At 44.7% G+C, this 14,142-nt stretch carries 13 protein-coding genes; 7 read left to right on the top strand and 6 right to left on the bottom strand.

The window, feature by feature from the left end; translation table 11 throughout:
• Nucleotides 1–225: 225 nt before the first annotated feature.
• Both AACT19_RS21845 and AACT19_RS21840 read left to right on the top strand, forming a co-directional pair.
• Nucleotides 226–2,310 (top strand): DEAD/DEAH box helicase, encoded by a 2,085-nt coding sequence (locus AACT19_RS21845; protein WP_076648747.1) that lies wholly within the window; start codon nucleotides 226–228, stop codon nucleotides 2,308–2,310.
• A gap of 764 nt (nucleotides 2,311–3,074) precedes the next feature.
• Nucleotides 3,075–4,268 carry an acetate/propionate family kinase gene (locus AACT19_RS21840; protein WP_017081950.1) on the top strand — a complete coding sequence of 398 codons (1,194 nt, stop codon included), beginning with the start codon at nucleotides 3,075–3,077 and terminating at the stop codon, nucleotides 4,266–4,268.
• Nucleotides 4,269–4,464: 196 nt separating this feature from the next.
• On the opposite strand, the gene AACT19_RS21835 is transcribed toward AACT19_RS21840, so the two are convergent.
• Entirely contained in the window at nucleotides 4,465–4,680 is a 216-nt protein-coding gene (locus tag AACT19_RS21835; RefSeq protein WP_004731730.1) for a hypothetical protein, read from the bottom strand.
• 170 nt (nucleotides 4,681–4,850) lie between these two features.
• Between AACT19_RS21835 and AACT19_RS21830 the strand changes: the two genes are divergently transcribed.
• A complete protein-coding gene (locus AACT19_RS21830) occupies nucleotides 4,851–5,900 on the top strand; it encodes a cysteine synthase A (protein ID WP_076648745.1) in 1,050 nt (349 codons plus the stop codon).
• Nucleotides 5,901–5,988: 88 nt separating this feature from the next.
• Here the strand turns inward: AACT19_RS21830 and AACT19_RS21825 are convergent, their stop codons facing one another.
• The gene (locus AACT19_RS21825; protein WP_076648743.1) at nucleotides 5,989–6,555 is read right to left on the bottom strand and encodes a helix-turn-helix domain-containing protein; all 567 of its coding nucleotides are present in this window, start codon (nucleotides 6,553–6,555) and stop codon (nucleotides 5,989–5,991) included.
• 99 nt (nucleotides 6,556–6,654) lie between these two features.
• Between AACT19_RS21825 and AACT19_RS21820 the strand changes: the two genes are divergently transcribed.
• Nucleotides 6,655–7,848: a benzoate/H(+) symporter BenE family transporter gene (locus AACT19_RS21820; protein WP_076648741.1), complete on the top strand. Its 1,194-nt coding sequence runs from the start codon at nucleotides 6,655–6,657 to the stop codon at nucleotides 7,846–7,848.
• A gap of 113 nt (nucleotides 7,849–7,961) precedes the next feature.
• Here AACT19_RS21820 and AACT19_RS21815 read toward each other — a convergent pair whose 3' ends face one another.
• Nucleotides 7,962–8,945, bottom strand: coding sequence for a hypothetical protein (locus tag AACT19_RS21815; protein ID WP_076648739.1), 984 nt, complete (start codon nucleotides 8,943–8,945; stop codon nucleotides 7,962–7,964).
• Nucleotides 8,946–9,345: 400 nt separating this feature from the next.
• On the opposite strand from AACT19_RS21815, the gene AACT19_RS21810 reads away from it, so the two are divergent.
• Nucleotides 9,346–9,735, top strand: coding sequence for a hypothetical protein (locus tag AACT19_RS21810; protein ID WP_017081954.1), 390 nt, complete (start codon nucleotides 9,346–9,348; stop codon nucleotides 9,733–9,735).
• Nucleotides 9,736–9,891: 156 nt separating this feature from the next.
• Here the strand turns inward: AACT19_RS21810 and AACT19_RS21805 are convergent, their stop codons facing one another.
• On the bottom strand, nucleotides 9,892–10,824 hold the full coding sequence (locus AACT19_RS21805) for a LysR family transcriptional regulator (RefSeq protein ID WP_076648737.1): 933 nt from the start codon (nucleotides 10,822–10,824) through the stop codon (nucleotides 9,892–9,894).
• 267 nt (nucleotides 10,825–11,091) lie between these two features.
• Between AACT19_RS21805 and AACT19_RS21800 the strand changes: the two genes are divergently transcribed.
• Both AACT19_RS21800 and AACT19_RS21795 read left to right on the top strand, forming a co-directional pair.
• The gene (locus AACT19_RS21800; protein ID WP_076648735.1) at nucleotides 11,092–11,859 is read left to right on the top strand and encodes a glycine betaine ABC transporter substrate-binding protein; all 768 of its coding nucleotides are present in this window, start codon (nucleotides 11,092–11,094) and stop codon (nucleotides 11,857–11,859) included.
• A 156-nt stretch (nucleotides 11,860–12,015) separates the two neighbouring features.
• On the top strand, nucleotides 12,016–13,041 hold the full coding sequence (locus AACT19_RS21795; protein WP_076648733.1) for a zinc-binding alcohol dehydrogenase family protein: 1,026 nt from the start codon (nucleotides 12,016–12,018) through the stop codon (nucleotides 13,039–13,041).
• A gap of 122 nt (nucleotides 13,042–13,163) precedes the next feature.
• Here AACT19_RS21795 and AACT19_RS21790 read toward each other — a convergent pair whose 3' ends face one another.
• Nucleotides 13,164–13,799 (bottom strand): CIA30 family protein, encoded by a 636-nt coding sequence (locus AACT19_RS21790; RefSeq protein ID WP_076648731.1) that lies wholly within the window; start codon nucleotides 13,797–13,799, stop codon nucleotides 13,164–13,166.
• 46 nt (nucleotides 13,800–13,845) lie between these two features.
• Nucleotides 13,846–14,112 (bottom strand): DUF3081 domain-containing protein, encoded by a 267-nt coding sequence (locus AACT19_RS21785; protein ID WP_076648729.1) that lies wholly within the window; start codon nucleotides 14,110–14,112, stop codon nucleotides 13,846–13,848.
• Nucleotides 14,113–14,142 lie beyond the last annotated feature (30 nt).

Below are 14,142 nucleotides of genomic sequence, written 5' to 3'. Positions count from 1 at the left end.
ATTAATTGCCCTCTTATTTAACTAGGTCAATTTGCTAGGAGATGGGTGCTGTGACGAGATATTCATCAAGTTTTGACGATATGATAACCAGTATTGACGTAAAAGCGAAAAATATGTGATGTATTTCAATTTTTTCTGGATTTTTTTATGCATTTAGGGAATAATCCGCCTCCCTTAGACGTCCCTAATGGCTTGAAGTGTTTTATTACTGCTTCGTAACTCTGAATGGAATCAGTATCTGATTGGATCAGTATTGGAATTGATAGAGCTCCCGGGACCTTTTGTTTACTTATATATAGTGGGATCCCAATGTCCGAATCTGTAATTCAATTTAATGAATTAGCCCTTAACGATAACATTCTTTCAGCTCTTGATAGCATGGGTTTCGTTTCTCCGACTCCAATCCAAGCAGCAGCTATTCCTCTTCTTCTTGAAGGCCGTGACGCACTAGGTAAAGCACAGACTGGTACTGGTAAAACAGCAGCATTCTCTCTGCCTTTACTTAACAAAATCAACCTGAACCAACACAAACCACAAGCAATCATCATGGCTCCTACTCGTGAGCTAGCGATTCAAGTTGCTGCGGAAATCAAAAACTTAGGTCGTGACATCAACGGTCTTAAAGTTCTTGAAATCTACGGTGGTGCTTCAATTGTTGACCAAATGCGTGCTCTAAGCCGCGGTGCTCACATTGTTGTTGGTACTCCAGGTCGTGTTAAAGACTTACTAACTCGTGACCGTCTACACCTAGATGAAGCACATACATTTGTTCTTGATGAAGCAGATGAAATGCTAAAAATGGGTTTCGTAGATGACGTTACTTGGATCCTTGAGCAAGCTCCAGAATCTGCACAACGTGTACTTTTCTCTGCAACTATGCCTCCAATGGTTAAGACTATTGTTGACCGTTACCTACGTAACCCTGCACGAGTTGACGTTGCTGGTACTAACCACACAGTTGACAAAGTAGCGCAGAATTACTGGGTTGTTAAAGGCGTAGAGAAAGACGAAGCAATGTCTCGTCTTCTTGAAACTGAAGAAACTGACGCGTCAATCGTATTCGTACGTACTCGTCAAGACACAGAGCGTCTAGCTGATTGGCTATCTGCACGTGGCTTCAAAGCTGCTGCATTGCACGGTGATATTCCTCAGTCTCTACGTGAGCGCACTGTTGATCACATCAAACAAGGTGTTATCGATATCCTAGTTGCAACTGACGTTGTAGCACGTGGTCTTGATGTTCCACGTATCACTCACGTATTTAACTACGACATCCCATTCGATGTTGAATCTTACATCCACCGTATTGGCCGTACTGGCCGTGCTGGACGTAAAGGTAAAGCGATCCTACTAGTTCGTACTAACCAAATCCGTATGCTTCGCACAATCGAGCGTGTAACTAAGTCTCAAATGGAAGAAATCCAACTTCCACAACGTGACGAAGTTGCTGCTGCACGTGTTGCTAAGCTTGGTGCTGAGCTTGAAACTGAGAAAGAGAGCAAAGCTCTAGAAAACTTCGCAGGTTTAATCTCTACACTACAAGAATCTCTAGAAGTTGATGCTGCTACTCTAGCTGCAATGCTTCTTAAGCGTCAGCAAGGTAAGAGCCCACTATTCTACGTTGGCGAAGACCCAATGATCGCTGCTATCGAGCGCGATAAGAACCGTCGTAAAGATCGTCGTGAAGATCGTGACAATGGCCGTGACGGTGGTGGTCGTAACTTCAATACGCAAGATTGGGATACTTACCAACTACAAGTTGGCCGTGAGCAAGGTGTTCAGGTTAAAGATATCGTTGGCGCACTAGCAAACGAACTAGGCCTAACTAAAGGTTCTATCGGTGCTATCAAGCTAGACCAAGGTTCTACTTACGTTCAGCTTCCAAAAGCAATGAACTCTGAAACTACTGGTAAGTTAAGCAAACTTCGCATTCGTCAAAAAGAAGCTGGCGCTGTAGTTGTTGATTTCAACGATTTCCGTGAGCCTCGTCGTGGCGGCGGCGGTCGTGATGGCGGTCGTGGCGGTCGTGATGGCGGCGGCTATCGTGGTAACCGTGAAGGCGGTAATCGCGAAGGCGGTAACCGTGAAGGTGGCAATGGCGGTCGTGGTGGCTACCGTGGTAACCGTGATGGTAGCCCAGCTGGCGGTCGTGATGGTAACTCTGCTGGTGGTCGTGATGGCGAACGTCGCTTTGACCGTAACCGTGGTGGTGATCACCGTGGTAACCACCGTGGCGAACGTGGCCATGGCAGCGCAGCAGCAGGCAATGGCGGCAACCGCGGTCGTCGTCCAGAGCGCAGCGAAGGTTAATCAACCTTTAGTTTAAGCTGAAGCTTACAAGCCAAGTGCTTATAGACGAATAGCTTAAACAGTGAATTTAAAAGCCGAGCATAATGCTCGGCTTTTTTGTGCCTGCTATTTTATTCTTCACGCCTGTAGCACGTTCTGAGCCCTGTTTAAGATAGCGCCTCGCATCATAAGGCTGCAACAGTGAGATGTGCGTAAAGCGCCGTGTAGCGTGTTTAGTCTGGATGTATGGGAGTCGAGCGATGTCTAGCAAAAGAAGTGCACAGCTATAATGAAAAATGAAATGGATTTTGAAGTAAGAGCTGCTCAACCTTTCGATCCGAATAGGTGATCTATTTATAGTGCTGAGGCGAAGTTAAACGCCTTAAAGTCTATCAGCGGGTATTGATAACCAACCGCTCTATATTTAAGTGTCGCGCTGTATTTTTTAAGTCGCAGCGTCGAACGCTAGCTTGTTTTTTGGCTTTATGGGCTTAATTTATGAATTGGACTCTTGGATAAGATTTCAATCCGAGATGACTTTGCTCTCAATGTGGTTTGTATGAATCTATCAGTTTCATAAGTGCATTTACTTTATCTAATTCAACTATTTTTTAATTTTCGTTCTCGAAAGAAATGAATTGATGACTAAGATCAACTTATTTGTGTTCATTTGGTGGTTTTTGCAAAACAAAAGTTGAAAGATTCAAAAATTATTGAATAATAGACTTAACTAAAATTGAAGCGCAAACTTCACTAAATTCGTACTGAAACAGGATCCATATCCAATGTCTAATTCGTTTGTTCTGGTTATTAACTCGGGTAGTTCTTCCCTTAAATTTGCTGTCATCGATTCTGTTTCTGGTGACGCAGTATTAAGTGGCTTAGGGGAGTGTTTTGGTCTTGAAGATGCTCGCATGAGCTGGAAGCATCAAGGTCAGAAAACAGAAATTGCTATTCAAGGCGAGGGTAACCACCACAAAATTGCCATTGGCAAATTGGTTGGCCTGATGGAAGACTTGGGCTTCACAGCTGATATCGTAGCGATCGGTCACCGTATCGTTCACGGTGGTGAGAAGTTCACTCAAACCGTTCGTATTACTGAAGAAGTAACGAGTGAGATTGAAAGCCTATCTGACTTAGCTCCACTTCATAACCCAGCAGGTGCTATCGGTATCCGTGCTGCGATTGAAGCTTTCCCTTCTCTACCTCAGTTCGCTGTGTTTGATACTGCTTTCCACCAAACAATGCCACAACGTGCATTTACAGGTGCAATCGCAAAAGAGCTATACACAGACTTCGGCGTTCGTCGCTACGGCTTCCATGGTACTAGCCACTACTTCGTTAGCCGTGAAGCTGCGAAAATGGTCAACAAGCCAGTAGAAGAATCGAGCTTCATCTCTGTTCACCTAGGTAACGGTGCTTCTGTATGTGCTATCAAAGACGGTAACAGTGTTGATACTTCAATGGGCTTCACACCGCTTTCTGGCCTTATGATGGGCACACGTTGTGGTGACTTAGACCCAGGTATTATCGAATACCTACTTAAGAAAGGTTGGTCACAAGAGCAAGTATTTAACTCTCTAAACAAGGAGTCTGGCTTCCTTGGCGTGTCTGGTCTTACGAGCGATGCTCGTGGCATCTTAGAAGCAATGGAAGAGGGCCATGAAGGCGCTAAGCTTGCGTTTGAGGTGTTTACTTACCGCGTAGCTAAATACGTCGCTTCTTACCTTGCAACGCTAGACTCTTTAGACGGCATCATCTTCACTGGCGGTATCGGTGAGAACTCTCTACCAATACGTCGTGAAATTCTAAACAACCTTAAGATTCTTGGTTTTGTTGAAGATGTAGCAGGCAATGAAGCCGCTCGTTTTGGCGCTGAAGGCATCATCGCTAAATCAGAAATGCTAGACGCTGTAGCAATGGTTATCCCAACTAACGAAGAGTTCGTTATTGCTCAACAGTCGGTAGAACTTCTGTAATCGAAGCAACTGCTTAATAAACAATTGAAAAGCGAGCCTAAGTGGCTCGCTTTTTTGTGCCTAGTAAAGATGCGTCTTAACGCTTTAACAGGGGGCCAAATGAACTATGCCATTACATAGCCCACAAGGCCATCGTCAAACGCTTTTAGAACAGAGTTTCAATTACAACTCACTTGGTACTCTGGAAGAGTTAAGGTTATTTAACCTCTGAGCGGTAGTTTGGATCTGTCCAGCATCGAGGTAACTCTTCACCTGACATAAACACCAGTTCGGACTTTTTAAACATCTCAGGGTCTTGCTGTTCTTCGCCAGCTTGAAACCGACCTTCGATACTGTCCTGAAATAAGTTGGTTAATTTGGTCATTTCAGTTACATCTACGAGGTCACCGCTCTTTTTCTCTTTTAGAAACATTTTTGTACCCTCAGTCTATTCGATCACTCCTAATTATAATTGTTATTTGGAAAATGAGAGTCTTTTCAATTCCGCCACTCCTTGACTAAGCAGACCTCAGAGCTACGCTTATGATCATCGACAGATCAATCGATCAACAAACTCATCCTCAACAAATAAATGGAGTCGCGATGTCATTTGCCCACATTGCAAACAATCTCAGTGAACTCATCGGCGATACCGATCTTGTTAGAATCAACAGCCTTTCAGAGATATCAGGTTGTGAGATTCTTATTAAGTGCGAACACCAGAACCCGGGTGGTTCGATTAAAGATAGAGCGGCACTTCAGTTGGTAATGGATGCAGTAGAAGCCGGAAAGCTTAAGCCGGGAATGACAATCGTTGAAGGTACCGCAGGAAATACGGGGATCGGCCTTGCTCTAGTCGCTAAATCCCTTGGTTACAAAATGTTGGTGGTGATGCCAAAAGGGCAGGCACAAGAGAAAGAGCGCATGATCTCGCTTTATAATGCTGAACTGTTATTGGTCGACCCTTGTCCTTTTGCAAACCCTGAACATTTTTACCACACGGCTAAGCGGATTGGTGTCGAAAATGAGAATTATTGGTGGGCAGATCAGTTTGAAAATCTCAGTAATTATCGAGCGCACTATTTAAATACTGGACCGGAAATATGGCAGCAAACACAGGGGAATATTGATGCTCTAGTTTCTGTGGTGGGGACTGGTGGAACCATTGCCGGAAACTCACATTATCTATCTGAGCAGAAACCCAATCTCGAAACTTGGTTAGTTGACCCAAATGGGTCCGGCATTTATTCGTTTTTGCGTAATGGACACTATCAATCCACAGGAAGTTCGTTCACGGAAGGCATAGGGATCATGCGAACGGTTGAAAACTTCAGGCAGGCAAAAATCAATCGTGCCATCACGCTTCCCGATCAGGATTTGGTGACGATATCCCGCCTTGTTGCGGAGCATGACGGTATTCTTCTAGGAAGCAGTTCATCGCTGAACGTAGCAGGTGCGCTATACGCTGCAGCTAGAATGGGGAAAGGGAAAACCATCGTTACATTTAGCTGTGACCTTGCTGAGCGCTCGTATTCGAAGCTGCACAACGAAGCGTTTCTGAAAGAAAAAGAGATACAGCTTAATAAAGAAAACCTTTCTCAACTATGGGCACGTTACCAAGCAGAAGATGGCAGCATGGTCGTCAACGTATAGTCGTTCTCAGTGAATACTAGCCAGTGGGATGCCTGCTCTTTCGTTAGCGCTAAACATCCGGTTATAGCCGTTATCACCAAATCCGGCACTATTGCTTGTTATTAGGGTAGTGAATCACATTATGAAATACGGCATTTCCTTCACCGATATTTTTGTAGCCATGGTTCTGGTTAGCATTAAAGCGGACGGCTTGCCCTGCGCGTAACGTATGCCACTCATCATCAAACATCACTTCCATCTCTCCCAAAATGCATAAGATGTGCTCAGTGACACCTGCGTTATGTGGGGCAGATTCATGCTGGTAATCGGGTGCTAGGGTGAGTTCGAATATTTCAAACCCTAGTGCTTCCTCAAAAGGAAACAACAAACTGACGAAAAACCCAATGTTGTATTCTTCATGCCTTAGTTCGTTTGCATCTCTGAATAAACTCGTCAGTTCACTGTTTGGGCTAGCCGCGATAAAGCTCGAAAGTGACACCTCGAACCCAGAAGCTATCTGCCAGAGCTTAGCGACTGTCGGGCTTGATTCTCCACGTTCAATTTGTCCTAACATTGCTTTACTCACGCCTGTTGCTTTCGCTGTTTTGTCTAAGCTCCAGCCTTTTTCTTGGCGAAGGCGTTTCAAGTTAACGCCGACTTTAATTTCTGTTTGCATATTTTCTCTACAAGTTTTTCAAAAATCAGTTGTGCGTTATAGCGTACGGGTGCTAAGTTCAGTCTATGGACGTTATAACGCACGCAGGAATAAATTAACATGACTAAGCTAAAATTTTCTCACGTCAGTACCGGCTTTATCGCTGTTTTCATTGGTTATGCGAGCGCCGCGGCGATCATTTTCCAAGCGGCAATGAGTGCTGGAGCAACCGAAGAACAAGTGGCGTCATGGTTTTGGGCGTTGGGAATTGGCATGGGCGTAACCACGATACTGCTCTCGTTTCACTACAAGAAGCCTGTGGTTACAGCGTGGTCGACGCCTGGAGCTGCGTTGTTAATCACGTCTCTTGAAGGGCTGACAATGAATCAGGCCGTGGCCGTGTTTTTGTTCAGTTCGATGTTGATCACGTTAGTTGGATTAGCGGGGATATTTGAGAAAGTCCTAAAACAGATTCCAACATCGATTGCCTCTGCGATGCTCGCGGGGATTCTATTGCAATTCGGCTTAGGTTTATTCACGTCGTTAATGGAAGAAGTACAAGTCGTAGCGGTCATGCTCGCTATATTTATTCTGGCGAAAGCGCGGTTAGGAAATTTACTGATCCCAAGCATTTTCATCATCGCACTGGTTATGTGTGTGGGGTTTGGCAAACTCGATGTTAGTCAGGTGACTATGGGATTAACGACCCCAGTGTTCATTACGCCCGATTTTGAGTTCTTTTCGTTGTTCAGTGTCGGTATCCCATTGTTTATAGTGACGATGGCTTCACAGAACTTACCGGGATTTGCGGTTCTAAAAGCGAACGGATACCAAGTTGATTCATCGAAGATCATTACCACCACCGGGGTGACAGGTTTGATCTTCGCACCGTTTGGTGGTTTTGCGTATAACCTTGCAGCGATTACGGGCGCTATTTGCATGGGCCCGAATGCGGATAGTAATCCAAAGACACGTTATATGGCGGGGATCTGTATGGGCGGGTTTTACTTGTTAGCTGGTGTGATGGGGATGTCATTTGTGTCGCTGTTTAGCGCCGTACCCTCTGAGATTGTCATTGCGGTTGCTGGCTTAGCGGTGATGCCGACATTGATGAATTGCCTTGCGGTATCAATGGCAGACAGTTATTACCGAGAACCCGCACTGCTTACTTTCTTATTCACTGCTTCTGGGACCAATTTACTGGGAATCGGTAGCGCATTTTGGGGTCTGTGCATCGGGTTGTTTTGTTGCTGGTTACACAATTACAAAGCTAAGTCGCGTGGAGCAAACAAGACTTCGCAAACTTCGTCGTAATGAGATGACTCAAGATTATGATCAGGTTCGCTGTGAATTAGAAACACCAGCAAGCTGTTTGAGTAGTAAGCCCAGTCATACTCGTGACTGGGCTTGCTTACAAAGGAATAAAGCTACTTAACTTCGTATCTCAGTAGCACTTCATTATCGAGAACGACATTTGTCGACCAGATAAAGCTTGCGCCTGCACCACTGAATTTTTCGATAAAGTTCATGTACGCTTTTTTATTGTTTACGCCAATATCGTCTTCTGAGTATACCGATGCTTGAGGCCAAGATGTTGAATCGAACTCTTGGTTCATCCAGTTGTTTGGTGTTTCCCAATGAGCGGCGTAGGCATCTTGACCGTGGTCCGTTCCTTCCGTGGTGCAGCTTTCAGAAAGACGCTTCCCGTCCACTTCACTCAAGCAAGTCAGGTCATAAATCGGTGAGGTATAAAAGGTTTGTGCTTGCCAGTCTGGTCCTGTCACGGTTCCGTCACTAAAGCTCGCAATAAAGCCACCATCACCAGCGTGGTATGCCTTTCCGCGGTTATCTTCGCTGCCAAGACCTAGGTTTTCTTCCCAATCAATCACTTTCACCGCAATCGTGTAAGGCTTCTTCACCTTAAATTTGACGATGTTTGAGTTAAACGGTGTGAAAGGAACGGTGTCTACCGCGATTAACTTGCCGTTGATATAAAGTTCGAAATAGTTATCGGCAAAAATATAGCCTGTTATTTCCTCACCGTCTTGATCCACAACAGCTACCGGTACAGATCTTTGATCGACTTCGGCTAGGCTGCTTGGCGTGGTGTTTGAGCACTCTTCATAAAGATCAAAGGCTTTCGGCCCTGTCGCAAAGTTGTTCTTGGCTGGAACCGTCCAAACCTTTCCTTCCGAGTCCGTAATTTCCCCGACGCCCGCCACTCGGCTACGTCCGTTTGCACACTCAAAGAGATTCGATTCAACGGTGGTCGCCAACCCTTGAGTAATACTCGCTGAGCCTTGGTAATCACTGACGTTGCTGACCGAGGGTGTATCTGATGATGGTGAGCAGCCTGTAACGAGCAAAGCAACTGATGAAAGGGCAAGGGCTTGATATTTTGTGATGATCATTGATTGGGTATCCGAAACGGGTGATTTAAATAAGCGTGGTTCAAAATAAGCCAAGTGCAAGTAAGTTAATTGAAAACAAAGCTATTTCAAACAAGTCAGGGCCAAGTAGCCAAGTAAGTCGTGGTCTGATAGCTAGAGCGTCGAAGCTAAGCAAGGACTAAAGCATTTGTGAAGTGCCACGCTTATTATTTGATGAGGCATATATTACCCGTACAAATGTAAACAAGCGTAAAGCTGAGTAAGCATAGGTAAAACAGCGCTTTTATCGAATGATCACATCAGCTTGCGCGGCGCTGGTAAAAATACTCAGCACGAAGCGGTTTCAGGTTGTGATTGAGATAGTATTTTGCTACAAAACGCGCATAATCTCGCTATACAACATTTAAAGAAGAAATTACTTATGACTACCTTTCAATACTATTTTCATCAACTGCCTTGCTTCGACTGTAAAAAAACGACGGTAAGTACTGATCTTGGTTGGTTAACGCCTGCGATGAAAGAGGATGTGATAGCTCAACTGACAGCGACGCTTGCGCAAGGTGAGATTACACCTGATCTTTCAGCAAACGTGGTATGTACTAAAGAGGAAGCTCGTGAGTACCTATTGCTTAACTTCTTCGGTTATTCAGAAGAAGAGCTAGCAAGCGAAATTGAAGCGGATGATGAGAAAGAAGTCGCGGATGAAATCGCAGAGCTACTGGAAGAAGGCGAAGACACCATCACCTTCGAACATGAAATTGCTCTTCAGTGCTGTGCAGGTTGTGACGTTGTTGAAGACGAGTCAAACTAAACTCTTGTATTAAGGTTATTAAACCAAGTACTTGTAATAAAGTCAGCATGTTCATCATACCCATATGATGTTCAAATGATTAAAGGCGTTAGCGAATTGAAGTTCTCTAACGCCTTTTTTGTATCTCTACTTCTTATATCCAAGCTGCATTAGATCCTATGATATTTTGCTTTCTATAATGCCTTGTTCGCTCAGTTGCGAAAGGATCTCCGCAGTTTTATCGCGGAATAGATCTCTTAATAAGCGAACAGTCGGGGTGATGGATTGACGACTTGGACACACTAACCACAGCTCGGTAGGGGTCGGCTTAAACTCAGGCATGACTTTAACCACTTCACCTGAAAGCAGATGAGGTGACATGTCTAAACAAGATTTTATTGCCACTCCTTTACCTGCGATACACCAACGTCTGACAAGGTCTGCGTCGTTCGAAGCGCGATTTCCTTTTAGTTTCACTTTATGATCTTGAGTACCATCGTTAAAGACCCACTCGTCTTGTAACATATCATGGAGTTGGTAAAGCAACCCATTGTGCTGCGCTAAGTCACTCGGGTGTTTTGGTGTTCCCATTTCAGCCAAGTATTCAGGGGCCGCACACAATATTCTGGGTACATCGCAGATTTTAAAGCCATACATGTTGGCATCAGTCGGAGAGCCGTAACGCAACGCCATATCAACAGAATCACGGTAAAAATCGATATTGCTATCGCTGATGCTAGTACGTAGTGCGGCGTTAGGGTATTCCAGTAAAAACTCATCAAGCCAAGGTGTGATTAGGTTTCGTCCTAGATCAGAAGAAAGCGCGATGCGAATTTCACCGTCAACAATACCAAGCTCTTCTCTCATGTTGAGTTTCGCTTGCTCCAACATTTTTAAGGCTTGTTCACAATCAGGTAAATAGCGCTCGCCTGCTGAAGAGAGCCTTAGGTGGCGCGTGGTTCTTACAAACAATTCCGCCCCCAGAGCCGCTTCAACACGTTTAACGGCAGCGCTTGCGGTAGCCGTACGCATATCAAGGTTGGTGGCTGCTGCAGTGATACTACGAAACTCTGCCACTTTCAAAATGACCTGTAAGTCTTCAAGAAGCATGTTGTCTACCTGTATTGAATTATGTTCTAAACATGGCGTTGGAATATTTCCCCATCACAATCTGCAGATGGGTTATCTCTAATTATCGCTCCTAAGTTAGCTTCAAACACTTAATTGTCAAAACTAATTTGATAATAATTCAAATATGAGGCTGTTTTTCATTAGTAATTTTCTCACTATCATTTCCCCTATCGACAACGTAGTGCAGTACACACTGTATGAACGAAGCCTACGATCTAGGGGGACAAGATGACTAAGAAAATCATAATGGGTGTAACGGATTTGTCGTTCCACCGTACGACCGCATCATTGGTTGCCAATGTATTGAAAGCCATGGGTTTTGAGGTAGAGCGTATTCTCTCTCCACATCAAGAGAACTTTGAAAAGCTGAAAACAGGCCAAGTGGATATGCTTTCTTCTGCGTGGTTGCCATCAAGTCATGGTCTCTACAAAGCGGGCGTTGAAGAAGTTGAGCCGCTTATCGAGCTTGGGTTTCATTATGAACCTTATGCTTTGTGGGGCGTACCAGACTATGTGCCTGAAGACGCGGTTTCTGAAGTCTCTGATTTATTAAAGGCCGAAGTGATCGAGAAAATGAACTCGACCATCCAAGGCATCAACCCCGGCGCTGGCATCACACGCTTCTCTATCCAGATGATGAAAGACTATGGCCTGAGCGATGCCGGCTACGAGTTCTTTCCTGGCAGTGAAGATGATTGTTTCAGTGCCTTTGAAAGTGCGGTCGCAAACAAAGAGTGGGTGGTAGTGCCACTGTGGAAACCTCAGTTTTTGCACTATCGTTACGATATTCGTGAGCTCAAAGAGCCAAAAGGCCTACTCGGAATTGTGGACAGAGCAGTGCTTCTTTTAAGAGACGACAAGAAGCATCTGTTCAGCGAACAACAGATTCAGAAGTTGGACTCCCTACGCTTCTCGAACGACATCATCGCAGATCTGGATTACAAAGTTTGCCGTGAAGGTAAACCACAAGATCAAGTGACACATGATTGGTTGATTGAGAAAGGCCTTATTTAACCTCTAAGCCGTTGGCAATGCAGTTAGATGTCTGCATTACCCAGATAGCGGTAACACCACTATCAAAAATTATTTGAGAATCATTCAAATATTAGGCGGTTTATCCAGAGTGAGAATTGACTAAGATTAACTCGTCTAATTCAAGGAGAAAGCACAATGTCAGTACCATCAATAATGAAAGCTATCGGATTTACTCAATCACTTGCGATTACAGAGCAAGACAGTTTATTTGAGTTTGAAACGAGTCTGCCAGAACTAAAAAATAATGACTTGCTGGTAAAAGTAAGCGCGACTTCTATCAACCCTGCTGACGCCAAAATTCGTATTCGTAATGCTAAAGACAAAACTCTTGAGCAGCCAAAAGTGCTGGGCTATGACGCAGTCGGCGAAGTTGTTGGCAAAGGTGCTGACGTTGAAGGCTTCGAAGTCGGTGACCGTGTGTACTATGCGGGTGACGTAACACGTATGGGTGCTAACGCAGAATTCCAAGCTGTGGACTACCGTATTACCGCTAAAGCGCCTAAGAGCCTTTCTGATGAAGCTGCAGCCGTTATGCCACTAGCAACACTAACTGCATGGGAAGCGTTGTTTGACCGCCTGCGTGTTCGTCCTGAAGAGAAAAAGTCTATCCTGATCATTGGTGGCGCAGGCGGTGTTGGTTCAATTACGATTCAACTGGCTAAGCAACTGACCAACCTGAATGTTATCGCTACAGCTTCAAGACCTGAAACGGAACAATGGGTAAGGGATATGGGGGCGGACTATGTGGTGAACCACCGTAACCTTGTCGAGTCAGTGCGAGAGCAAGGCATTCAACATGTCGACTACATCTTCAATGTTGCTGATACCAAAGGGCACTGGGATGCGATGGTTGAGCTGATTGCACCGCAAGGCATGATCAGTTCGATCGTAGAGTTTGACGGTGGCATTGACTTATCAGCGCTGCAAGGTAAATCAGCAGGCTTTGTTTGGGAACTGATGTTTACACGTTCACTGTTTAACACTGAAGATATCCAGAAGCAGCAAGACATCTTATTCCAAGCTGCGAACCTGATTGATGCGGGCCGTATTAAAACGACGCTAACCACGACCCTAAATGGCTTTAGTGTGGATACAATCAAAGATGCACACCAACGTATTGAAAGCAGTGCCTCGATTGGTAAAACAGCTATCAAATACTAATTGCTGATGTTTTAATCCGCCGTTGTTTTGAATTGTTGACGGTTTAAATAGAAGAAGCCCCTGATATCTGATTGCTAGTCAAAAGGTATCAGGGGCTTTTGTTTGTTTTCAGTTTAGTCAGTTTAATTAGCTTCTGGTGATATGATAGGTTTCGATGTTTTGAAGTGAAGCTGTATTAGGTTTAGCTCAAAAGGCGATGCCTGTTTGTCTGCAATCAAAAAGCCGATTTGTTTGATGTCTTGTGCCCTAAGTTCCGGCGTATCGTTCAGTAGTCGACCTCTGAACACCGCTTGAAAATCATCGAAGTGGAACACCTTGCTAAATTGCTCTCCCTTAATGGTATCGAAATCGTGTTTGTATTGAACTCGATTGCCGTCTTTTGATGTTGTAAACCTCAGTTGGTAGGTGCGACCATCACTAACAAAAACTAGCTCTGCACTATCTATTTCATGGGCAGGTGATTCAATGGAGCGCTTTACAGAACTGAAACCACCATTATTTTCTAACGATAGCTCGCCCCTAAATCGACTCATATTATCAACATAAATGAGCTCGCCTGTTGAGATGCCGCCCATTACATCGTCGTTGGTCACTGTCCAGTTTTGATGCTCACTCGCTTGTGTAAAGTCGATCATGTTTGTCCCTATTGCTTCAGCCTTAAGACTTAACGAATGTAGGCTTAGTAGAAGGAGTAAAGGTGTGGTTAACGTGAGGAGTGACCGCGTTTTACAATTGGTTCTATTCATCATTTTCTCCACTGCTCCCCATAGGCTTTGCGTTATTTACTCGTTAGCTATGGGTAGTTTACGGCGAAGGCTCAGTTTCAAGCATAGCTAAACAACGCTTGATGAAGTCTTCATAGTTCGATGTTTTGTCGTATTCGATCTTCAATGAACCGTGGAACATCAGGGTCACCGTAACGTCTCGGTAGCTCAACCAACAGGTGTAACCATCGTAATCGTGCCACGCTACCATCTCGTCCAGCTGATATTTGCTTTCCAATGGCTTGCCCGAGGAGCGAATGCAATCGAACACTCTGAGAAACTCTAAAATGGTGATTCTGTTGTCCATGTGTTGCTCCCGCTGAGTAGTCGATAAAAA

It is taken from the genome of Vibrio sp. 10N.222.47.A9 (genome assembly GCF_963872585.1).
Lineage (GTDB): Bacteria > Pseudomonadota > Gammaproteobacteria > Enterobacterales > Vibrionaceae > Vibrio > Vibrio splendidus.
Note: the sequence above shows the minus strand (reverse complement) of the source record. Positions and strands in the feature narration are given on the sequence as shown.